The sequence below is a fragment of the Clavibacter sp. VKM Ac-2873 genome, assembly GCF_015351075.1.
Lineage (GTDB): Bacteria > Actinomycetota > Actinomycetes > Actinomycetales > Microbacteriaceae > Clavibacter.
This window is the reverse complement of the sequence record NZ_JADKRS010000001.1, coordinates 595933-616700: the sequence shown is the minus strand read 5'-3', so window position 1 is coordinate 616700 and position 20768 is coordinate 595933. Positions and strand designations below refer to the sequence as shown.

Below are 20768 nucleotides of genomic sequence, written 5' to 3'. Positions count from 1 at the left end.
ATGAGCGACGCGCCGATCGGGATCTTCGACTCCGGCGTCGGCGGCCTCACCGTGGCCCGGGCGGTCGCGACCCTCCTGCCGCGCGAGTCGATCATCTACATCGGCGACACGGCGCACACGCCCTACGGCGACAAGCCGATCGCGGAGGTCCGCCGCTACGCGCTCGCGGTGCTCGACGACCTCGTCGAACGCGGCGTGAAGATGCTCGTCATCGCCTGCAACACGGCGTCGGCGGCCATGCTCCGGGACGCCCGCGAGCGCTACGACATCCCGGTGGTCGAGGTGATCCAGCCGGCCGTGCGCACCGCCGTCAGCGTCACGCGCAACCACCGCGTGGGCGTCATCGCCACGCACGCCACGGTCACGAGCCGCGCCTACGACGACGCGTTCGCCGCCGCGCCGCACCTGCAGCTCACCTCCGCGGAGGCTCCCGACTTCGTCGCCTTCGTGGAGCGCGGCGAGACGTCGGGCCCCGAGCTGATGGCCGCCGCCGAGGGGTACCTGGCGCCGCTCCGCGCGGCGGGCATCGACACGCTCGTGCTCGGCTGCACGCACTACCCGTTCCTCGAGGGCGCGATCTCGCTGCTCATGGGCCCCGACGTGACGCTCGTGTCGAGCGACACCGAGACCGCCAAGGACGTCTACCGGGAGCTGGTGTCCGCGGGCCTCGAGCGGCGCTCCGACGCGCCTCCCGTGATCCGGTACGAGGCCACCGGAGGCAGCGCATCCGACTTCGAGGTCCTCGCCCACCGCATGCTCGGGTCGGGCGTCACCCACGTCGAGCTCGTCGAGACCGGCGCCATCCAGCTTCCCCGACCGCCCCGGTCGGACGCGGCGACGCGTCCCGTCACCGAGATCACCCCGACCACCCCCGACCCGAGCTGAGGCCGCACATGACCGACGACACCCCCCGCCACGACGGCCGCTCCGCCGACCAGCTGCGCGAGATCACCATCGAGCGGAACTGGAGCGAGCAGGCCGAGGGATCCGCCCTCATCTCCTTCGGGCGCACCCGCGTCCTCTGCACCGCCTCCTTCACGAACCGCGTGCCGCGCTGGAAGGCCGGCAGCGGCCAGGGCTGGGTCACGGCCGAGTACGCGATGCTGCCCCGCGCGACGAACGAGCGCATGGACCGCGAGGCCGTCAAGGGCAAGGTGGGCGGCCGCACGCACGAGATCTCGCGCCTCATCGGCCGCAGCCTCCGCGCGGTCGTCGACATGAAGGCGCTCGGGGAGAACACGATCGTCATCGACTGCGACGTGCTGCAGGCCGACGGCGGCACCCGCACCGCCGCGATCACGGGCGCCTACGTCGCCCTCGCCGACGCGCTCGAGTGGGGCCGCGAGCGCAAGTTCATCGCGCAACGCGCCACCCCGCTGAAGGACAGCGTCGCCGCGGTATCCGTGGGCATCGTCGACGGCACGCCGCTCCTCGACCTCGCCTACGTCGAGGACGTGCGCGCCGAGACCGACATGAACGTCGTGATGACGGGCAGCGGATCCTTCGTCGAGGTCCAGGGCACCGCGGAGGGCGCGCCCTTCGACCGGGCCGAGCTCGACGCCCTGCTCGACCTGGCGCTCGGCGGCGGCACGACGCTCACGGCGCTGCAGGCGCAGGCGCTCGGGCGCTGAGGGCACCGGCCGTGATCCCGCTCGTCCTCGCCACGCACAACGCCCACAAGGTCGAGGAGCTGCGCCGGATCCTCGGGGCGCGCCTCGACGGGATCGACCTCGTCGCGTACGACGGCCCGGAGCCCGTCGAGGACGGCGCGACGTTCGAGGAGAACGCGCTCATCAAGGCGCGCGCGGCCGCGATGCACACGGGGCACGCGGCCCTGGCGGACGACTCGGGGATCGGCGTCGACATCCTGGGCGGATCGCCCGGCATCTTCTCGGCGCGTTGGTCGGGCCCGGCGCGCGACAGCCGCGAGAACCTCGAGCTCCTGCTCTGGCAGCTGGGCGACGTGCCGGACGCCCATCGCGGCGCGCGCTTCACGTGCGCCGCGGCCCTCGCCGTCCCCACCGCTGGCGGCCTCGTCGAGCGCACGGCGGTCGGCGTCTGGGAGGGATCCGTGCTCCGGGAGGTGGCGGGGGAGGGCGGCTTCGGCTACGACCCGATCTTCCGACCGGCCACCGGCGGCGCGAGCGCCGCGGCCCTCAGCGCCGACGAGAAGAACCGCGTCAGCCACCGCGCGCTCGCCTTCGACGCCATCATGCCGGTCGTGCGGCGCGAGCTCCTCGGCGAGGGCTGAGGCGCCCTCCCCGCGCTCGTGAGAGCGGGAGTCGTTCCCGACTGCGCTCTCGGCTGGATCCGCATGACGGCGGGCCCGTACGGTGGACGCATGGGCTCCGGATCGCACGACCACGGCGCGGGTACGACCGACCGTCGTCGCCTCGTCGCCGCCATCGCGATCACCGCCACGGTCCTCGTGGTCGAGGTCGTCGGCGCGCTCGTCTCCGGGTCGCTCGCGCTCCTGGCGGACGCGGGCCACATGACGAGCGATCTGCTCGGCCTCGGCATCGCCCTGGTCGCCACCATCGTGGCCGCGCGCCCCGCCACCGACCGGCACACCTTCGGCTTCCAGCGCGGCGAGGTGCTCGGCGCGCTGGTGAACGGGCTGATCCTCGCGGGCGTGGCCGTCTACGTGGCCGTGCAGGGGATCCAGCGGCTCCTCGCGCCGGAGGGCCCCGAGGTGGATCCCCGCGTCATGCTCCTCGCCGCCGGCATCGGCCTGGTCGCGAACATCGCGGCGCTCCTGGTGCTCCGCGGGGGAGCGGGGCGCTCGATCAACATGCGCGGCGCCTACCTCGAGGTGCTCGGCGACGCCTTCGGGTCCGTCGCCACCATCGTCGCGGGCGTCGTGATCGCGGTCACCGGCTTCGGGCGCGCGGACGCCATCGCCTCGCTCGTCATCGCGGCGCTCATCGTCCCGCGGGCGGTCGTGCTGCTCCGCGACGTGGTGCGCGTGCTGAACGAGTCCACCCCCGTGGGCACCGAGCCCGAGCGGATCCGCGCGCATCTCCTGGAGACGCCCGGCGTCACCGCGGTGCACGACGTGCACGTCTGGGCCATCACGTCGGGGTCGCCCGTCTTCACCGCCCACGTCGTCGTGGAGCAGGAGGTGTTCCGGGAGGGACGCACCGGCGAGCTGCTCGACCGGCTGTCCAGCTGCCTCGACGACCACTTCGACGTCGAGCACAGCACCTTCCAGCTGGAGCCCGAGGAGCACGCCGGGCACGAGCACCGCCACCACGTCTGATCGGGCGGCGCGACGCCGCGCGGCGCCGGTCGCGCCGGGATCCGCGGATCAGCGCCCGCGGCCGGGCGACTCAGCGGCGCGGGTCGTTCGAGGGGTCCTGGTCGAACTCCTCGGGGGTCAGCGCGAGGTCCTCGCCCTCGGGCGCGACGCCGGCCGCCTCCTCGTCGTGCGCGTGCTTGCGCGCGCGGAGGAAGTGGATGGCTGCCGGCACCACGGTGATGAACACGGCCCCCAGGAGCACGTAGTCGATGTAGTGCGTGACGAAGTCGCGGATGGGCGGGAAGCCGTTGAGCAGGTGGCCCAGGAAGGTGAGGCCCGCGCCCCAGATGAGGGCGCCGATCGCGTTGTAGAGGGAGTACTTGCGGTAGTCCATGTGGCCGACGCCGGCCGCGATGGGCGCGAACGTGCGGACGATGGGCACGAAGCGCGCCGCGATGACGGCGAGCCCGCCGAAGCGCGCGAAGAACGCGTTGGTGCGCACGACGTTCTGCCGGCTGAAGATGCCGGAGTCCTTGCGCTCGAAGACCCGCGGTCCCGCCTTGTGGCCGATGAGGTAGCCGACCTCGCCGCCGGCGAAGGCGGCGAAGGCGACCGCGAGGCAGACCCACCAGATGTCGATGCCGGTGATCCCGGGGAGGGTCAGCCCCGCGATGACGAGGAGCGTGTCGCCGGGGAAGAGGAACCCGAAGAGCAGGCCGGTCTCGGCGAAGATGATGAGGCAGATCCCGATGAGGGCGAATCCCCCGAACGACTCGATGAGGGTCGTCGAATCGAGGAAGTCGATGAGCAGGGGATGCACGTGGTGGCTCCAGTCGTGGTGGGTCGCGACGTGAGCGGAGCGACCTGGCAGAGCCCAGGATATCGGGAGCGGCCGCGTGCGCGCCGAGTCCGGGACACCCCCGGTCGAGGGGCGCGGCGCCGATCAGGGGCCGAGGCCGGTGGTGCGGGAGAAGGGACTTGAACCCTCACGCTCGAAAGCACAGGAACCTAAATCCTGCGTGTCTACCGATTCCACCACTCCCGCGGGTGCCCGACCAGCTTAGGACGCCCCCTAATATGTTGATCGTGACAACGAAGACACTGGTAGCAGGCATCGACTCCTCCACGCAGAGCTGCAAGGTGGTCGTCCGCGACCTCGAGACGGGCGCCCTGGTGCGCTCGGGCCGCGCGTCCCACCCCGACGGCTCGGAGGTGGATCCCGCGCACTGGTGGGACGCGCTCCTCGCCGCCATCGCCGACGCGGGCGGCCTCGACGACGTCGCCGCGATCTCGATCGGCGGCCAGCAGCACGGGATGGTCTGCCTCGACGAGTCGGGCGCCGTGGTCCGCGACGCGCTCCTCTGGAACGACACGCGGTCCGCTCAAGCCGCCGCCGACCTCCGCGACGAGCTCGGCGCCGAGGCGTGGGCGAGCGCCCTGGGCGTCGTCCCGGTCGCCTCCTTCACCGCCACCAAGCTCCGCTGGCTGCGCGACACCGAGCCCGAGAACGCCGCCCGCGTCGGCGCCGTCGCGCTCCCGCACGACTGGCTGACCTGGCGCCTCCTCGGCCACGGCGTCGGATCCGCGGACCTCGCCGCCCTCGCCACCGACCGCTCCGACGCGAGCGGCACCGCGTACTGGTCGAGCGTCACGGGGGAGTACCGCCTCGATCTGCTGGAGCGCGCGCTCGGCCGCGTCGTGGGCCTGCCGCGGGTACTCGGCCCCGGCGAGTCCGCCGGCGTCACGGGCGACGGGATCCCCGGCGTCCCGGCAGGCATCCCCGTCGGCCCCGGCGCGGGCGACAACGCGGCCGCCGCGCTCGGCCTCGGCGCGGTCCCGGGCGACGTGGTCGTCTCCATCGGCACGTCCGGCACGGTGTTCGCCGTCACGGCGGATCCCATCACCGACGCGTCCGGCACGGTCGCCGGCTTCGCGGACGCCACGGGCAACTTCCTCCCGCTCATCGCGACCCTCAACGCCGCCCGCGTGCTCGACGGCGGCGCGCGCCTCCTCGGCGTCGACCACGCGCGGCTGTCCGACCTCGCGCTCGAGGCGCCCGCGGGATCGGACGGCCTCGTGCTCCTGCCCTACTTCGAGGGCGAGCGGACCCCGAACCTGCCCGACGCGACCGCATCCCTGCACGGCATGACCCTCCGCAACTCGACGCCCGCGACCATGGCCCGCGCGCACGTCGAGGGCATGCTGTGCGGCCTGGCCGACGGCCTCGACGCGATCACGCGCCAGGGCGTCGAGGTGGAGCGCGTGCTCCTCATCGGCGGCGGGGCGAAGAGCCGCGCCGTCCGCGAGATCGCGCCGACCGTCTTCGGCGTGCCGATCCACGTGCCGGACGCGGGCGAGTTCGTCGCCGACGGCGCCGCGAAGCAGGCCGCGTGGATCCTCACGGGCAGCGTCCCCGAGTGGCCCCTCGCGGGCGACGAGGTCTTCGACGCGCCGGGCGTGCCCGCAGTGCGCGCGGCGTACGCGGCGGCGAAGGCGGAGCTGGGGTACTGACGCGCCGGTCGGTGCTGCCTCGTCGCCCTGTGGACGGGCTCGGCGGGGAGACCCCCTGATCAGCATCCTGTGCGGGTGCAGACGCGGACCCCCCTCGACACCATCGCCGGACGCGTGCGCGAGCGACTGCGGGACGACGGGTCGGTGGCGGATCCCGCGGGAACAGCCGCGGTCGTGCGCGAGGAGGTGCGGCGGTTCGCGGAGCAGGCGCTCGGATCCGACTCCCGGCTCCTCGACGACGAGGCCGCCACCGAGCGGCAGGTGCTCGCGCGCATCACGGGCTTCGGCGCCCTGCAGCCCCTCCTCGACGACGACTCGATCGAGGAGATCTGGATCAACGCGCCCACCCGCGTGTTCGTCGCGCGATCGGGCGTCCCCGAGCTGACCCCGCTGGTCCTCACGGACGCCGAGGTCCGCGATCTCGTCGAGCGGATGCTGCAGTCGTCCGGCAGGCGGGTGGACCTGTCGACGCCGTTCGTGGACGCGTCGCTGCCGGACGGATCCCGGCTGCACGTGGTGATCCCCGACGTGACGCGACGGCACTGGGCGGTCAACATCCGCAAGTTCTCCCGGCGCATCCGCGACCTCGACCACCTCGTCGCCCTCGGCAGCCTGCCGCTGCAGGCCGCGGAGTTCCTGCGCATGAGCGTCCGGGCCGGCCTCTCCATCGTGGTCAGCGGCGCGACGCACACGGGCAAGACGACGATGATCGACGCCCTCCTGTCCGCGGCGCGCGCCTCGGATCGCATCGTCACGGTCGAGGAGACCTTCGAGCTCGATCCCGCGGGTCGTGACGTCGTGGCCATGCAGTGCCGCCAGCCGAGCCTCGAGGGCTCGGGCGAGATCACGCTGCGGCGCCTCATCAAGGAGGCGCTCCGGATGCGGCCGGACCGGCTCGTGGTCGGCGAGGTGCGCGAGGCGGAGTGCCTCGACCTCCTCATCGCGCTCAACTCGGGCGTGCCGGGCATGTGCTCCATCCACGCCAACAGCGCGCGGGAGGCGCTGGTGAAGCTGTGCACCCTGCCGCTGCTGGCCGGCCGCAACATCGACTCCGCGTTCGTCGTGCCGACCGTCGCGACCTCGGTCGACCTCGTCGTGCACCTGGAGGTGCTGCCGTCCGGTGCCCGCCGGGTGGTCGAGATCCTCGCCCCCGGCGGTCGGCACGCGGGCATGGTCATCGAGGCCAGCTCCGTGTTCACGCTGGAGGACGGGGTGCTCACGGCCACCGGCGGACAGCCGGCGCACCTGGCGAAGTTCCGGGCGGCGGGGCTCGATCCGCTCCGCGTCCTGGTGGGGGCGCCGTGAGCGTCGCCCTCGGGCTCGTGCTCGGTGCGGGCCTCCTGCTCCTGATCTCGCCGCGCCTGTGGCCGAGCTCGGCCGACGGACCGGTCCGACGACGTGGGCTGACCGCATCGGTCCACGACCGGCTCACGCACGCCGGCCTCAGCCGGGTCTCCGTCAGCTCGTTCCTCGCCGTGTCCGGGCTGGTCGGGCTCGCGGCGGGGATCCTGGTGGAGGCGCTCCTCCGCGTGGACGGCGCCGCGCTCGCCGCGGCGGCCACGGGTCTGCTGCTCCCGTGGGCGATCGTCGGGGCGCGCTCCGCCTCCCGCCGTCGGGCCCATCGGGAGGTGTGGCCCGACGTCGTCGACCACCTCGTGAGCGCGGTCCGCGCGGGCATGGGGCTGCCGGACGCGGTGGCGTCGCTCGCCGTCGCGGGTCCCGCGGTCCTCCGGCCCGCCTTCCGGGAGTTCGCCTCGGTGCACCGCACGACGGGCAGCTTCGCCGTGGCGCTCGACGAGCTGAAGGAGCAGCTGGCGGATCCGACGGCCGACCGCATCCTGGAGACGCTGCGGATGGCACGCGAGGTGGGCGGCACGCAACTGCCCGACGTGCTCCGGGGGTTGGCCCGGTTCCTCCGGGAGGAGGCGGCGATCCGCAGCGAGGCCGAGGCCCGGCAGTCCTGGGTCGTCAACGCGGCCAAGCTCGGCGTCGCGGCCCCGTGGATCATCCTGGCGCTGCTCTCCACCCGATCGGAGGCCGTCTCCGCGTACGACACCCCGACGGGCACCATCGTGATCGTCGTCGGGCTCGTCGTGTCCGCCGTCGCGTACCGGCTGATGCTCGCCCTCGGGCGGCTGCCGGAGGACCGGAGGTGGTTCGCGTGACGGCGGTCGAGTCCTGGGGTGCCGTCCTCGGGCTCGTCGCGGGCGTGGGGCTCTGGACGATGATGGGCGCGGTTCCCCGCTTCCGCCGCGCCCGCCTGCTGGACCGCGTGGCCCCGCACGTGCTCGACGTGTCGGAGGGCGCACGTCGGCACCTGGCCCTTACGACCGTCCACCCGCTGCCCGTGCTCGGCACGCTCGGAGCGCCCGCCGTGGTCCCGCTGCGGCGCGGACTGGCGCGCGTGCTCGGGGGCACCGAGCGGATCGAGCGGCTGCTCGGCCAGTCCGGCTCGACCGAGGACGTCGAGCGGCATCGGTCGCGACAGCTCGTCGGCCTCGTCCTCGGCACCGCGGCCGGCATCATGATCGCCGCCGTGGTGGGCGGCGCCGCGGTCGTGGCGGGAGGGCTGCCGCAGACGCAGCTCGTCGCCGTGCCCGTGGTCGCTGGCATCGCCGGGCTCGTCGCCTGCGACACCTCTCTCGAGCGGCGCGCCACGCGTCGGGTCGCGCGCATCCAGGCGGAGCTGCCCACCGTGCTGGAGTTCCTGGCTCTCAGCCTGGCCGCGGGGGAGGGCCTGCTCGACGCCCTGCGTCGCGTGGCGCGCGTCGGCTCGGGGGAGCTCGCGGGGGAGTTGGGGCGCGTGGTCGCCGACGTCGGCACGGGGATCCCCGTCACCCGCGCCTTCGACGACCTCGGCCGGCGCCTCGCGATGCCCGCCGTGTCCCGCCTCGTCGACCAGCTCGCCGGATCCTTGGAGCGCGGCACCCCGCTGGCGGAGGTCCTCCGCGCGCAGGCCCAGGACGCCCGCGAGATCGCCAAGCGCGAGCTCCTCGAGAGCGCCGGCCGCAAGGAGGTGGGGATGCTCGTGCCGCTGGTGTTCCTCATCCTGCCGCTCACCATCGTCTTCGCCCTGTTCCCCGGCGTCGTCGTCCTGCAGCTCGGGCTGTAGGCGGGCGCCGACGACCCATCACGAATCCGACACCGACCGAGAGGCACGACATGACCGACGAACGAGGCGCCCAGGGCGCCGACGCCCGACCCGCCACCGCGTGGGAGGACGACCGCGGCGACGTGCCCGGCTGGGTGCTCATCACGCTGATGACCGCCGGGCTCGTCGTCATCCTCTGGAGCGTGGCGGGGCCCCTGCTGCAGAACGTGTTCACCCAGGCCATCGACCGGGTCACGTCGTTCTGATGCGGCGTGACGACCGCGGCTCGGCACCCGCCGAGTTCGTCATGGTCGGCGCCCTCCTCGTCGTCCTCGCCCTGTCGGTGGTCCAGCTCGCGCTGGCGCTGCACGTGCGGACGACCGTGCTCGACGCCGCGGCGGAGGGGGCGCGCACGGCCGCGCTCGCCGGGGCCACCCGCGCGGACGGCGTCGAGCGGACGCGCGAGCTGATCACGACGGCCGTGGGGGCGCGCTACGCGGAGGACGTGACGGCGGGCACGGGCACCGTGCTCGGCCACGCGGTCGTCAGCGTCACCGTGCGGACGACGCTGCCCCTCATTGGCCTCCTGGGCGTCGATCGCGGGTTGGAGGTGACGGGCCATGCGGCCGTGGAGCGCCTGGGCTGACGACCGGGGCTCGGCGGCGCTGGAGTTCATCACGGCGGGTGTCCTCCTCCTCGTCCCGCTCGTCTACCTCGTCCTCGCCCTGTCCGCGATCCAGGGGGCGGCGCTCGGCACGGAGGGCGCGGCACGCCAGGCTGCGCGCGTCTACGTGCGCGCGGAGGACGATGCGTCCGGCCGGCGGGAGGCGCGGTCGGCCGTGGAGGTCGCGCTCGCCGACCAGGGGATCGCGCCCGACGGGATCGCGCTCGACATCACGTGCACGCCGGATCCGGTCCGCTGCCACGCGCCGCGGTCGCTCGTCCACGTCTCCGTCCGCGTCGCGGCCGAGCTCCCCCTCGCGCCACCCGTCGCCGGGCCGGACGCCCCCGGATCGGTCGCGGTGCACGGCGACGCGGACGAGCGCGTCTCGGTCTTCGCGCGAGGCGGACGGTGATCGCCGGCCGGTCGCGGCATCGTCGCGGCCCGACGGCGATCGCGGGCGTCGACGCCGGGGACGACGGCTCGATCCTGCCGCTCGTGATCGCCTCGTGCGCGCTGGGCCTCGCGGTGATCCTCATGGTCTCGGCCGCGTCCTCGCTCTACCTCGAGCGCGTCCGGCTCTTCTCGCTGGCCGACGCGGCGGCGCTGGCGGGCGCCGAGTCCTTCGACGTCGACGGGAACGGCCCGACGGCGGTCGCGGTCGACGACGACGGGGTCGCGCTCCCGGCCCTCACGGACGACGGCGTCGCCTCGACGGTCACGGCGTTCCTCGCCGACGAGCCGACGGCGGGCATCCGCGACCTCCACGTCGACGCCGCCACGACCCCGGACGGACGCAGCGCGCGCGTCACCCTGTCCGCCACGTGGATCCCGCCGGTGGCGTCCCTGTTCGCGCCCGACGGCGTGCGCATCGACGTCACGAGCACGGCCCGGAGCGTGCTGGTGGGGCCGGGCGCGGCGCAGGTCGGACCCGCGGGAGGCGGCTGAGCGGCGGATCGGCCGAGCGGCCTCGGGCGCTCGGCGTCGAGGGCCCGGACAGCGCGGGAGCCGTCGAGCGTCAGGCGGTCGGCCGCGGCTTCCGCGGCACGTACCGCGGCACGTACCGCACGAGGATGCCCGCGCCGATGAGCCCGAGCACGCCCATCACGCCGCTGGCGACGGCGAGCGACGCGGCGGACGTGAGCGCGGCGATGAGGAGCGGGGACGCCGCGCTGCCGGCATCGCCCGTGAAGCGCCAGGCGCCGAGGAAGGGGGCCGGGTCCTCGCGCGGGGCGAGGTCGGCGCCGAGGGTCATGAGGATCCCCGAGCCCACGCCGTTCGCGACCGACATGAACATGGCCACGCCGATGAACCACTGCACGTTCGTCGGCAGGTCGGGCGTGAAGGCGAGCACGAGGTAGCCGATGCCGAGCCCCACCATCGACGGCACGGCGCTCCAGAGGCGGCCGAAGCGGTCCATGATCTGGCCGCTCGCGTAGAAGAGGGCGAAGTCCACACCACCCGCGATGCCGATCAGCAGGGCCGTGTTCGCGTCCGAGATGCCGATGCTCACCGCCCACAGGGGGAGGAGCACGCCGCGGCCCGCGCGCATCGCCCCGATGAGGGCCGCGCCGGAGCCGAGCTTCACGAGCACGCCCTTGAACCGCCACAGCGTCTGCGCGAGGTTCGCGGACTCGCGGACCGGGGGAGCGGAACCCGCGGTCGCGGCCACGGACTCGTCGTCCTGCGGCTCGCCGGATGTCGCGGGGGCGGCGCTCTGCAGGTCGGCCGCGCGGTTGCGGCGCACGACGTCCATCGGGTCCGGCAGCACGAGCAGCGTCACGGCGGCCGCGAGGCACGCGACGATGTGGATCACGAACGCCGACTGCGAGGCGCCCGTCAGGTGGATCACGCCGGCGGCCAGGAACGGCCCCACGAAGTACCCGGCGCGGAAGGTGCCGCCGAGCGTCGACAGCGCGCGGGCACGGAACGCCTGCGGCACGAAGCTCGTCATGAACGCGTGCCGGGCGAGCGCGAAGACCGCGGTCGAGACGCCGATGAGGAAGACGCCCACGCCGAGCACGAGCGGGTTCGGCGCGACGAGGCACAGCGCCAGGCCGCCGATGGAGACGAAGGCCGCGCCGATCATGGCGGTCCGCTCGCCGATGCGGCTCACCACGGAGCCGCTCGGGATGTCGCCCACGAGCTCGCCGAGCATGATCATGCCGCCGATGAACGCGGCGATCCCGAGGGTGGCGCCGAGGCTGCCGGCCACGATCGGGATGATGGGGATGATCGCCCCCTCGCCGATGGAGAACAGGAGCGCGGGCAGGAGCGCCGGGAGCGCCACCGCGCGGAGGGAGAAGGGGGCATCGGGGGTCGACATCGCCCCCGAGCCTACGCGCGGCAGGGCCCCGCCCCGGACGTCGCCCGCGACCCGGACGGTAGGCTGGGCGGCACCATGATCGACCAGGACTTCTCTTCGCGGATCACAGAATTGCGCGACACCTACTCCAACATCCGCTCGGTGATCGGCGTCGAGCGCCTGCAGCAGGAGGTCGAGGAGCTGAGCGCCCAGGCGGGCGAGCCGGACCTCTGGGACGACACGGAGAAGGCCCAGAAGGTCACGAGCGACCTGAGCCACCGGCAGGCCGACCTCAAGCGCATCGACGAGCTGCAGCGCCGGCTCGACGACCTCGACGTGCTCGTCGAGATGGCGAAGGACGACGAGGAGTCCGCCGAGGAGGCGGTCGTCGAGCTGGCCGGCATCACCAAGATCATGGACGAGCTCGAGGTGCAGACGCTCCTCAACGGCGAGTTCGACCCGCGGCCCGCGGTCGTCACCATCCGCGCGGGCGCCGGCGGCGTCGACGCGGCCGACTTCGCCGAGATGCTCATGCGCATGTACCTGCGCTGGGCCGAGCAGCACGACTACTCCGCCACCGTGCTCGACACCTCCTACGCGGAGGAGGCGGGCATCAAGTCGGCGACCTTCGAGATCGACGCGCCCTACGCGTTCGGCACGCTCTCCGTCGAGGCCGGCACGCACCGCCTGGTGCGCATGAGCCCGTTCAACTCCGCCGGGAAGCGCCAGACGTCCTTCGCGGCCGTCGAGGTGGTGCCGCTCATCGAGCAGACCGAGTCGATCGAGATCCCCGAGAACGACATGCGGGTCGACGTCTTCCGCTCGTCCGGCCCCGGCGGCCAGTCCGTCAACACGACCGACTCCGCGGTGCGCATCACCCACCTGCCCACCGGCATCGTCGTCACCTGCCAGAACGAGAAGAGCCAGATCCAGAACCGCGCCGCCGCCCTCCGGGTGCTCCAGTCGCGCCTGCTCCTCGTGCAGCGCGAGCAGGAGGCGGCCACCAAGAAGGAGCTCGCGGGCAACATCACGGCGAGCTGGGGCGACCAGATGCGCAGCTACGTGCTCGCGCCGTACCAGATGGTCAAGGACCTCCGCACCGAGCACGAGGTCAACAACCCGTCCAACGTGTTCGACGGCGACCTCGACGGCTTCATCTCCGCGGGGATCCGCTGGCGCAAGTCGCCCGACCGCGCCTGAGAGAGTCCGGAGGACCGCCCGCCGCGGTGAGTCGATGCGGCGAAAGGCACCTCCCGTGCCTAGGGTCGTACCGACATGATCAGGTTCGACCACGTATCCAAGGTGTATCCCGGCAATCCCCGACCGGCGCTGAGCTCCGTCGACCTCGAGATCCTGCGGGGGGAGTTCGTCTTCCTCGTGGGTGCATCGGGGTCCGGCAAGTCCAGCTTCCTGCGTCTCGTGCTCAAGGAGGACCGGCCGACCAACGGCACGATCCACGTCCTGGGCCAGCAGCTGAACCAGCTGTCGAGCCGCAAGGTCCCCTACTACCGGCGCAGCCTGGGGGTGGTGTTCCAGGACTTCCGGCTGCTCCCGAACAAGTCGGTCTTCGACAACGTGGCCTTCACGCTGCAGGTGATCGGCAAGTCGCGCGGCTTCATCCAGGAGGCGGTCCCCGACGTGCTCGCCATGGTGGGCCTCCAGGGCAAGGAGCAGCGTCTGCCGCACGAGCTGTCCGGCGGTGAGCAGCAGCGCGTGGCCATCGCCCGCGCGGTCGTCAACAAGCCCGCCGTGCTCCTCGCCGACGAGCCCACGGGCAACCTCGACCCGCTGACGAGCGCGGGCATCATGCAGGTGCTCGAGCGGATCAACGCCAACGGCACCACGGTGATCATGGCCACCCACGACTCCGGCATCGTCGACCAGATGCAGAAGCGCGTCATCGAGCTCATCGGCGGCGAGGTCGTCCGCGACGAGGTCGGCGGCCAGTACCAGACCTCCGCGATCGACCTGCCGCGCACGGCCGAGAACCCGGTCGGCGTGAACCCCGAGCACCCGCCCGTCGCCGCGCCGACGCCCGTCTTCGTGCCCGCCGCGCCGCTCCCGGCCCCCGTGCGCCCGACCGCTCCCGCGGAGCCCGCGAACGCCGCGGAGCGCCGCGAGCAGGCCAAGCGCGACAAGCAGCGCCGCGCCGACGAGAAGGCGCGCGCCAAGGAGGAGGAGACCCGTCAGGCCGCCGCCGCCAAGGCCGCGAGGAAGGCGCCGCGGAAGCCCGCGAAGGACGCCGTGCCCCCGGCCGCCGTCGCCGCGCCCGCTGCGCCTGCAGCTCCCGCTGTCGCGCCCGCCCCTGCCGCCGCAGCCGCGGAGGCCGTGCCGATCGTGCCGGCCACCTCGCCCGACCGCGTCGCCGGGCCCGCGGGCACCGCGCAGTCGTCGCGCGATGTCGGCTCCGACCGCGCATCCCGCCCGGATGCCCCGGCCTACGCCCCATCCGCGTTCGCCGAGGCCGCGCGCGTGGATCCCGTCCCCGAGCGCGAGCCGGTGCGCGAGCAGCCGGTCCCGTCCCCGGAGGAGCGCCGCGAGCCGGCGCCCTCGCGTCCGGAGCCGCGCGATCCCGAGCCGTCTCGTGCTGCGGGACCCGTCGATCCCACGCCGTCGCGTGCCACCCCGGTGACCCGGGACGAGGCACCGCCCGTGGACGACGGCCCGCGGTCGGCGCCCACGCCGCCGAGCAGGCGCAACGGCGGGGGAGCCGCCCCCGCGGCCCCGAGCACCGGATCCATCCGGCGCCTGCCCGAGGGCACCGGCGTGATCCGCCTGCCCGACCTGTCCGACGTCGAGGGGGGAACCGCGCCCGCCGACGGACGCGACGACGCCGAGCTCGCCGAGCTCGGCCTGGCCGAGAAGCTGGGCCTCCGCGCCCGGGGAGAGTCGCCGGACGACACCGGCGCACAGGATGTGGGGCCCACGCGATGAGACTCGGACTCGTCCTCTCCGAGGTCGGCCACGGCCTCCGTCGGAACGTCAGCATGGTCGTCTCGGTCGTGCTCGTCACCTTCATCTCGCTCACGTTCGTGGGCGCCGCGGTCCTCCTGCAGATGCAGATCGGCCAGATGAAGAACTACTGGTACGACCGCGCGCAGGTCGCGATCGACTTCTGCACCGACACGTCGGTGCCGAGCGAGACCTGCGTCAACGGCAAGGCCACCCAGGAGCAGATCGACGCCGTCAAGCAGCAGCTCGACAGCGACACGCTGGCCCCGTTCATCGACAAGTACTACTTCGAGGACCAGGACACGGCGTACAAGAACTTCCAGGAGCAGTTCAAGGGCGATCCCGTCACCGAGCTGGTGCAGCCCGAGTTCCTCAACGAGGCCTTCTGGGTGAACCTCAAGGACCCGTCGAAGTCCGACATCCTGAGCGACAGCCTCTCCGGCCTCGCGGGCGTCGAGAACGTCACCGACCAACGGCAGTACCTCGACCAGATCTTCTCGATCCTGAACGCGGCCAGCCTCACGGCCGTGGGGATCGCGGGGCTCATGCTCGTGGCCGCGGCCCTGCTGATCGCCACCACGATCCGCCTGTCCGCGTTCTCGCGGAGACGGGAGCTGGGCATCATGAGGCTGGTCGGGGCGTCGAACCGCTTCATCCAGACCCCGTTCATCCTCGAGGGCGTGTTCGCGGCGCTCATCGGGTCGGTGCTCGCCAGCGCCGCGACGGTGGCGCTCGTGAAGTTCTTCGTCCAGGGGTTCCTGAGCACCCGGCTCACGTCGATATCGCTCGTGAACATGGACGACGCGCTGCTCGTGGTGCCGATCCTGCTGGGGGTGGGCGTCGTGCTCGCGGCGGTCTCCGCGAACTTCGCCATCAGCCGCTACCTGCGGATCTGATCCTCCGGTAGGCTGATGGGCTGCCCGGATCCGGGCGCATCCACCTGAACCATCGAGGAGTCCACCGTGCCCAGGGAACGTGGCGAGAAGGTGGTGGCGACCAACCGCAAGGCGCGCCACGACTACACCATCGAGTCGACCTACGAGGCCGGCCTCGTGCTCACGGGCACCGAGGTGAAGTCGCTCCGGCAGGGGCGGGCCTCGCTCGTCGACGGCTACGCTTTCGTCGACGCCGGCGAGGCGTGGCTGGATGCGGTGCACATCCCGGAGTACAACCAGGGCACCTGGAACAACCACCCGGTCAGGCGGAAGCGCAAGCTCCTCCTGCACAAGGAGCAGATCCTCAAGATCCACTCCAAGGTGAAGGAGGGCGGCTACACCGTCGTCCCCCTGCAGCTCTACTTCGTCGACGGCCGCGCCAAGGTCGAGCTGGCCATCGCGAAGGGCAAGAAGGAGTACGACAAGCGCCAGACGCTGCGCGAGCGGCAGGACAAGCGCGAGGCCGACCGGGCGATGTCGTCCCACCGTCGCCTCGGCGAGTAGCCCTCCTCCCGGTGGTGCGCCCGACCCGCGTCGGGTAACATGGAGGGCTCGTCGAGGGATTCGACCGGCGATTGACAACTCGACAGCGTGGAACATGCGACCCGGCTCGGGCGCCTCGCAGAGGCGCTGGGCCGTTCATGGGGATGATCGGTTTCGACATTGCCTGAATGACTGCGAGAAGCGGGTCGAGGATGCAGGGCTATCTCGTAAACGCTCTCTGCAAAATACAACTGCCAATAACAAGCAGTCGTCCTTCGCTCTCGCTGCCTAAGCGAGCGCACTAACAGGACCGTCGACCCGGTGATGCTCTCTAACCGGTAAGTCGGCGTCAGAAAAGGGAGCTCGCTGCGCGGTCGTGCCTCAGGGCCGCGCGGGACTCGAACTGAGGCTGGGCCCGTCGGATCAGATGCCAGGAGCAAGTTCCGGGGCCGAGCAGGACGTCTTTCCTGGATACACCCGTAGAAGGCGCAGGATTACAGCAGTGGACCGGGGTTCGATTCCCCGCATCTCCACCATCGCGTCGCATGCTCCACGCCCGTCGAGCATCCGGATCCGTCCGGACGCATGAGAGGCCCCGTCCAGCCGGACGGGGCCTCTCGTGCGTGCGGGGCAGATCAGCGGACGGGCGCGCGCGGTGCCGCCGGTGCGGGAACGCCCGGGGCGTTCGTCGCGAGCGCGGGGGCGGGGACGACGGGCGCCGCGGTGCGTCCCCGACGGCGCCTCCGGCCACCCGCGCGTCCGTACACGAGGTACATCGTGATCCCCATGATGACCATGAGCAGCACGGTGTAGACGAACGTGATGCCCGTCGAGTCGAGGTTCGCCTCGCCCTCGGTGCTGGCCTTGATCGCGATGCCGAGCGGCTCGTACAGCGGCTGGTAGAGGAACACCGCCGCGTCGTAGTCGTCGAGCAGGCTGTTGAAGTCGAGCGCCGTGATGGCCGCGACCGCGGGGATCACGAGGGGCACGAGCACCCGACGGAACGTCGTGAGCGACCTCGCGCCCAGGATCCGCGCCGCCTCCTCGAGGGATTGCGGCACGCTCGCGAACGCGGCCTTGAGGAGGCGCAGCGTGAAGGGGACCTTCACGATGATGTAGGCCACGAGCAGCAGCCACGTCGTGCCCGTGAGGACCTGGCCGCCGATGAGGGGCTGCGGTCGGTCGAAGGTCTGCAGGAGGGCGAGCGCGATGAGGATGGTGGGCAGGATCCACGGGATGTGCAGCAGGTACTCCAGCGTCGCGGTGACCCAGTTGCGGTTCCGCTGGATCATGCGCGCGACGAACAGGAGCCCGGTCACGACGATCACGGCGGCGAGCGCGCTGTAGACGAGGCTCACGACGAACGGCCGGAGCACGTCGGGCGAACCGAGGACGGTCGCGTAGTTCCGCAGCGTGAACGAGTCCCACGTGATCGTGCCCGTCTGCACGCTCCTCGAGTCGAGGAACGAGAACAGCACGATGAGGATCACGGGGAGGGCGTAGACCACGAACAGGGCGTAGGCGACGACGTGCACGACGCCGTTCACGACCGGGTTCCTGATGCGCTGCTTCTGCAGCGGCGTCGCGACCTTGGCCACCGAGAAGTGCACGCCCGTCCTCTCGACGCGGTTCATGATCGCGAGCAGCACGATGGTGGCGACGCCCAGCACGATGGCGAGCAGGGCCGCGAGGTCGCGGGAGCTCGCGCTCTTCGAGAACGTCACGATCATGGGCGCGACCGTCTGGAAGCCCGTACCGCCGAGCACCAGGGGAGCGGTGAGCGCCCCGAGGCCGGTGAGGAACGTGAGCACGGTCACCGCGAAGATCATCGGGCGCAGTGCCGGGAGCACGATGCGGAAGAGGATGCGCCCGGTGCTTGCGCCCATGCTGCGCGCCGCCTCGATGGTCTGGTGGTCGATCGCGGCGAGCGACGAGCGGAGGAAGAGCATGTGGTTCGTGGTGGTGGCGAACGTCATCACGATGACGACCGCGAAATAGCCCGAGAACCAGTCGGGGTCGAGGTCCGGGAACGCGCGCTGCGCGATGGCGGTCACGAACCCGTAGCGGCCGTAGATGAAGTCGTAGCCGGCGGCCAGCACGATGCCGCCGTAGATGAGGGTCGTGGCGTAGCCGAGCCAGAGCACGCGGGATCCGCGCACCACGAAGTACTCGGTCACCAGCACGATGAAGATGCCGACCACGTTCACGGTGATCGCGAGGGTCGCCGCGAGCAGGAGGCTGTTGCCGACGCTGCGCATCGCCCGGTCGGAGCTCAGGAGCTTCTCGAGCGCGCGGCCGCTGAACGCGCCGTCGGGGAAGAAGGTGGTGACGAGCAGGTTCGCGTTCGGGAAGACCAGGAACGTGACGACGAACCAGAGCGCCGCGATGAGCACGACGACGCCGAGGGGCGAGCGCAGCAGCGCGCGGACGGGGGTGCGCACGGCTACGACCGGTACCGCAGGATCGCGGCCGGGTCGATGCCGACGACGACCTCCGCTCCGGGAGCGAGGGGCGGTGCGCCCGTCTCGGTGACCAGGGCGGTCACCACGTGGTCGCCGAGGTCGATCCGGTAGGTGCTGTGCGCGCCGTGGTAGGACCGCTCCGCGACCACGCCGTCGATCCGGATGCGGCGGGTGTCCGTGGGGGCTGCCCCGCGCGGATCCACGGACACGCGCTCGAGCCGCACGTACGCACGCTCCGCGGCGTCGAGGTCCGTCGCCCCGGCGGCGCGGAGGCGGGCCGCCGTGGACGCGCCGAGGGCGTTGATGGCGCCGACGAAGGTGGCCACGAACTCGGTGGCCGAGCGGTCGTAGACGTCCTCCGGGGTGCCGACCTGCTCGATCCGCCCTTTGTCGAAGACGGCGATGCGGTCGCTCATGGTGAGCGCCTCCTCCTGGTCGTGCGTCACGTAGACCGTCGTGATGCCGAGGCGCGACTGCAGGCCCTTCAGCTGCTCGCGCAGCTGCATGCGGAGCTTCGCGTCGAGGTTGGACAGCGGCTCGTCGAGCAGGAGGATCCGCGGCTCGAGCACGAGCGCCCGCGCGATGGCGACGCGCTGCTGCTGTCCGCCGGAGAGCTCCGCCACGTCCTTGTCGAGCTGTGCCTCGCTCAGCTCGACCTGGTCGGCCATGGCGCGCACGAGCCGGTCGGTCTCGGCCTTGCCCGCCTTCCGCACCGTGAGGCCGAAGGCGATGTTCTGCCGCACCGACATGGTCGGGAAGAGCGCGTAGTTCTGGAACACCATGCCCACACGGCGCTTCTCGCTGGGCAGCCGCGTGGCGACCTGCCCGTCGATCACGATGTCGCCGCGGCTCGGGTCGACGAAGCCGGCGAGGGTCCGGAGGGCGGTCGTCTTGCCGCAGCCCGACGGCCCGAGGAGCGTGAAGAACTCGCCCTCGTGGATCTCGAGGTCGAGCCCCGGGATCGCCACCTGGTCGCCGAAGCGCACCTCGACGTCGTCGAAGCGGATCATCAGGGCAGGTACTCCAGCTCGGTCTTCTCGACCCAGTCGGCGATGTGCTCGCGCACGAAGCCGTAGTCGACGTCCTGCTGGACGAGCGACTCGATGAGCTCCTTCACGGCAGGCAGCGCCTTCTCGCGCGCGGTCGTGTTGACGGGATAGCTCGAGAACTCCTCCGCGAAGGCCCCCTGGACGTCGGCGCTGCCGAACCAGTCGATGAACGCGCGGGCGCGCTCCTCCTTCTTCGTGCCGGCGATCTCCGCGATCTGCTCGGTGACGAACGGGACGCCGGCCTTCGCGGGGACGATCGCGGTGGTGGTGCCGTACTGCGCGTCGCGCGCCGCGATGCCGCTCGACGGGAGGGTGCCGAACGCGACGTCGCCGCGGGAGAGGCGCGCGTAGAGGTCGGTGCCCTGGACCGCGGGGGATCCGTTCGCGAAGTAGTCCTTGACGACCTGCCAGCCGGCGTCGCTGATGCCGAGGTCGCCGTCCGGGTCCGCGTACGGCGCGAGGAGGCCCGCCAGGATGAGCTGCGGCGTGGCTTCGCCGAGGCGCGTGTTGACCTCGTACTTGCCGTCGTACTTCGACGAGTAGAGATCCGTGACGTCCCCCGGGACGTCGCCGCCGGATGTCTGCTTCGCGTCGTGGACGGTGACGATGGCCTGCTGCACGAGCGGCCAGTAGGCGCCGTCGGCGGGGTCGCCGGCGGCCTGGTCGACCTCGCCCGACCACGCGGGCGTGTAGGCGGTGATCGCGTCCTGGGCCTTGAGGTCCTCGAAGTACATGTTGTTGAGGCCGAACACCACGTCCCCGACGGGGTTGTTCTTCTCCGCCACGATGCGGTTCGCGAGGTCCGCTCCGCCGAGGCCCACGATCTGGATGTCGAAGCCGGCCTTCGCCGCCTCCGCCGTCACCCAGTCGCCGCGGCCGTCGCCGTTGGAGTTCGTGTACACGACGAGGGTGTCGCCCGAGGCGGGGGAGACCGCCGGATCCGCGCTGCCGCCGGTCGACGACCCGCATCCGCTGAGGGCGAGCCCGGCCGCGACGACGGCGGCGACGGAGGCGGTGAGACGGCGGGCGCGATTCTGCATGGTGTCCTCTCGGGCTGAGCACGTCGGCGTGCTCGCGGGCG

The 20768-nt window shown here is 72.3% G+C and carries 21 protein-coding genes, 1 tRNA gene and 1 other RNA gene; 17 read left to right on the top strand and 6 right to left on the bottom strand.

Going from position 1 to position 20768, the window contains the following annotated elements:
• The 4 genes from murI (at position 1) to ITJ44_RS02840 (ending at position 3259) form a co-directional block, all read left to right on the top strand.
• Positions 1-885 carry a glutamate racemase gene (murI, locus tag ITJ44_RS02855; RefSeq protein ID WP_194633252.1) on the top strand — a complete coding sequence of 295 codons (885 nt, stop codon included), beginning with the start codon at positions 1-3 and terminating at the stop codon, positions 883-885.
• Between the two features lie 8 nt (positions 886-893).
• Positions 894-1631, top strand: a complete 738-nt coding sequence (gene rph / locus ITJ44_RS02850; RefSeq protein WP_194633251.1) for a ribonuclease PH — start codon at positions 894-896, stop codon at positions 1629-1631.
• An 11-nt stretch (positions 1632-1642) separates the two neighbouring features.
• The gene (locus tag ITJ44_RS02845) at positions 1643-2251 is read left to right on the top strand and encodes a non-canonical purine NTP pyrophosphatase (RefSeq protein WP_194633250.1); all 609 of its coding nucleotides are present in this window, start codon (positions 1643-1645) and stop codon (positions 2249-2251) included.
• A 90-nt stretch (positions 2252-2341) separates the two neighbouring features.
• Positions 2342-3259, top strand: a complete 918-nt coding sequence (locus ITJ44_RS02840) for a cation diffusion facilitator family transporter (RefSeq protein WP_194633249.1) — start codon at positions 2342-2344, stop codon at positions 3257-3259.
• A gap of 70 nt (positions 3260-3329) precedes the next feature.
• Here the strand turns inward: ITJ44_RS02840 and ITJ44_RS02835 are convergent, their stop codons facing one another.
• The gene (locus ITJ44_RS02835; protein WP_194633248.1) at positions 3330-4058 is read right to left on the bottom strand and encodes a VTT domain-containing protein; all 729 of its coding nucleotides are present in this window, start codon (positions 4056-4058) and stop codon (positions 3330-3332) included.
• 140 nt (positions 4059-4198) lie between these two features.
• Positions 4199-4283, bottom strand: a tRNA-Leu gene (locus ITJ44_RS02830).
• Between the two features lie 32 nt (positions 4284-4315).
• On the opposite strand from ITJ44_RS02830, the gene xylB reads away from it, so the two are divergent.
• From xylB to ITJ44_RS02790, 8 genes are all read left to right on the top strand, one after another.
• Complete coding sequence (gene xylB, locus ITJ44_RS02825; protein ID WP_194633247.1) at positions 4316-5749, top strand: xylulokinase; 1434 nt, start codon at positions 4316-4318, stop codon at positions 5747-5749.
• Between the two features lie 69 nt (positions 5750-5818).
• A complete protein-coding gene (locus tag ITJ44_RS02820; RefSeq protein WP_194633246.1) occupies positions 5819-7054 on the top strand; it encodes an ATPase, T2SS/T4P/T4SS family in 1236 nt (411 codons plus the stop codon).
• Positions 7051-7914 carry a type II secretion system F family protein gene (locus tag ITJ44_RS02815; RefSeq protein WP_194633245.1) on the top strand — a complete coding sequence of 288 codons (864 nt, stop codon included), beginning with the start codon at positions 7051-7053 and terminating at the stop codon, positions 7912-7914. The genes ITJ44_RS02820 and ITJ44_RS02815 overlap by 4 nt, the downstream gene beginning before the upstream one ends.
• The gene (locus ITJ44_RS16100; protein ID WP_194633244.1) at positions 7911-8861 is read left to right on the top strand and encodes a type II secretion system F family protein; all 951 of its coding nucleotides are present in this window, start codon (positions 7911-7913) and stop codon (positions 8859-8861) included. Before ITJ44_RS02815 ends, ITJ44_RS16100 begins: the two co-directional genes overlap by 4 nt.
• A 50-nt stretch (positions 8862-8911) precedes the next feature.
• Positions 8912-9106 (top strand): hypothetical protein, encoded by a 195-nt coding sequence (locus ITJ44_RS02805; protein ID WP_194633243.1) that lies wholly within the window; start codon positions 8912-8914, stop codon positions 9104-9106.
• Positions 9106-9486: a TadE/TadG family type IV pilus assembly protein gene (locus ITJ44_RS02800; RefSeq protein WP_194633242.1), complete on the top strand. Its 381-nt coding sequence runs from the start codon at positions 9106-9108 to the stop codon at positions 9484-9486. Before ITJ44_RS02805 ends, ITJ44_RS02800 begins: the two co-directional genes overlap by 1 nt.
• The gene (locus ITJ44_RS02795) at positions 9461-9916 is read left to right on the top strand and encodes a hypothetical protein (RefSeq protein ID WP_194633241.1); all 456 of its coding nucleotides are present in this window, start codon (positions 9461-9463) and stop codon (positions 9914-9916) included. The genes ITJ44_RS02800 and ITJ44_RS02795 overlap by 26 nt, the downstream gene beginning before the upstream one ends.
• Positions 9913-10449: a pilus assembly protein TadG-related protein gene (locus ITJ44_RS02790; RefSeq protein ID WP_194633240.1), complete on the top strand. Its 537-nt coding sequence runs from the start codon at positions 9913-9915 to the stop codon at positions 10447-10449. The genes ITJ44_RS02795 and ITJ44_RS02790 overlap by 4 nt, the downstream gene beginning before the upstream one ends.
• Before the next feature lie 70 nt (positions 10450-10519).
• On the opposite strand, the gene ITJ44_RS02785 is transcribed toward ITJ44_RS02790, so the two are convergent.
• The gene (locus ITJ44_RS02785) at positions 10520-11827 is read right to left on the bottom strand and encodes an MFS transporter (RefSeq protein ID WP_194633239.1); all 1308 of its coding nucleotides are present in this window, start codon (positions 11825-11827) and stop codon (positions 10520-10522) included.
• A gap of 75 nt (positions 11828-11902) precedes the next feature.
• On the opposite strand from ITJ44_RS02785, the gene prfB reads away from it, so the two are divergent.
• The 5 genes from prfB to ssrA all read left to right on the top strand — a co-directional run bounded on the left by prfB (position 11903) and on the right by ssrA (position 16712).
• Positions 11903-13006, top strand: a complete 1104-nt coding sequence (prfB, locus tag ITJ44_RS02780) for a peptide chain release factor 2 (RefSeq protein WP_086520513.1) — start codon at positions 11903-11905, stop codon at positions 13004-13006.
• 75 nt (positions 13007-13081) lie between these two features.
• Positions 13082-14740 (top strand): cell division ATP-binding protein FtsE, encoded by a 1659-nt coding sequence (ftsE, locus tag ITJ44_RS16095; RefSeq protein WP_194633238.1) that lies wholly within the window; start codon positions 13082-13084, stop codon positions 14738-14740.
• Positions 14737-15654: a permease-like cell division protein FtsX gene (ftsX, locus tag ITJ44_RS02770; RefSeq protein WP_012037996.1), complete on the top strand. Its 918-nt coding sequence runs from the start codon at positions 14737-14739 to the stop codon at positions 15652-15654. Before ftsE ends, ftsX begins: the two co-directional genes overlap by 4 nt.
• 66 nt (positions 15655-15720) lie before the next feature.
• Positions 15721-16197, top strand: a complete 477-nt coding sequence (gene smpB, locus ITJ44_RS02765; protein ID WP_012037997.1) for an SsrA-binding protein SmpB — start codon at positions 15721-15723, stop codon at positions 16195-16197.
• A gap of 139 nt (positions 16198-16336) precedes the next feature.
• Positions 16337-16712, top strand: a transfer-messenger RNA (tmRNA) gene (gene ssrA, locus ITJ44_RS02760).
• 99 nt (positions 16713-16811) lie between these two features.
• On the opposite strand, the gene ITJ44_RS02755 is transcribed toward ssrA, so the two are convergent.
• From ITJ44_RS02755 to ITJ44_RS02745, 3 genes are read right to left on the bottom strand one after another with little or no spacing between them, the layout of a single operon-like run.
• The gene (locus ITJ44_RS02755) at positions 16812-18617 is read right to left on the bottom strand and encodes an iron ABC transporter permease (protein WP_194633237.1); all 1806 of its coding nucleotides are present in this window, start codon (positions 18615-18617) and stop codon (positions 16812-16814) included.
• Between the two features lie 2 nt (positions 18618-18619).
• Positions 18620-19648: an ABC transporter ATP-binding protein gene (locus ITJ44_RS02750; RefSeq protein WP_194633236.1), complete on the bottom strand. Its 1029-nt coding sequence runs from the start codon at positions 19646-19648 to the stop codon at positions 18620-18622.
• Positions 19648-20727 (bottom strand): extracellular solute-binding protein, encoded by a 1080-nt coding sequence (locus ITJ44_RS02745; protein WP_194633235.1) that lies wholly within the window; start codon positions 20725-20727, stop codon positions 19648-19650. Before ITJ44_RS02745 ends, ITJ44_RS02750 begins: the two co-directional genes overlap by 1 nt.
• Positions 20728-20768: the final 41 nt, after the last annotated feature.

Excerpts from the sequence above, each read along its gene's own strand:
- ITJ44_RS02745 (WP_194633235.1), bottom strand. The coding sequence starts at position 20,727 with ATGCAGAATCGCGCCCGCCGTCTCACCGCCTCCGTCGCCGCCGTCGTC.
- ftsX (WP_012037996.1), top strand. The coding sequence starts at position 14,737 with ATGAGACTCGGACTCGTCCTCTCCGAGGTCGGCCACGGCCTCCGTCGG.
- ftsE (WP_194633238.1), top strand. The coding sequence starts at position 13,082 with ATGATCAGGTTCGACCACGTATCCAAGGTGTATCCCGGCAATCCCCGA.
- ITJ44_RS02750 (WP_194633236.1), bottom strand. The coding sequence starts at position 19,648 with ATGATCCGCTTCGACGACGTCGAGGTGCGCTTCGGCGACCAGGTGGCG.
- ITJ44_RS02795 (WP_194633241.1), top strand. The coding sequence starts at position 9,461 with ATGCGGCCGTGGAGCGCCTGGGCTGACGACCGGGGCTCGGCGGCGCTG.
- prfB (WP_086520513.1), top strand. The coding sequence starts at position 11,903 with ATGATCGACCAGGACTTCTCTTCGCGGATCACAGAATTGCGCGACACC.
- rph (WP_194633251.1), top strand. The coding sequence starts at position 894 with ATGACCGACGACACCCCCCGCCACGACGGCCGCTCCGCCGACCAGCTG.
- ITJ44_RS02785 (WP_194633239.1), bottom strand. The coding sequence starts at position 11,827 with ATGTCGACCCCCGATGCCCCCTTCTCCCTCCGCGCGGTGGCGCTCCCG.
- xylB (WP_194633247.1), top strand. The coding sequence starts at position 4,316 with ATGTTGATCGTGACAACGAAGACACTGGTAGCAGGCATCGACTCCTCC.
- murI (WP_194633252.1), top strand. The coding sequence starts at position 1 with ATGAGCGACGCGCCGATCGGGATCTTCGACTCCGGCGTCGGCGGCCTC.
- ITJ44_RS02840 (WP_194633249.1), top strand. The coding sequence starts at position 2,342 with ATGGGCTCCGGATCGCACGACCACGGCGCGGGTACGACCGACCGTCGT.
- ITJ44_RS02805 (WP_194633243.1), top strand. The coding sequence starts at position 8,912 with ATGACCGACGAACGAGGCGCCCAGGGCGCCGACGCCCGACCCGCCACC.
- ITJ44_RS02800 (WP_194633242.1), top strand. The coding sequence starts at position 9,106 with ATGCGGCGTGACGACCGCGGCTCGGCACCCGCCGAGTTCGTCATGGTC.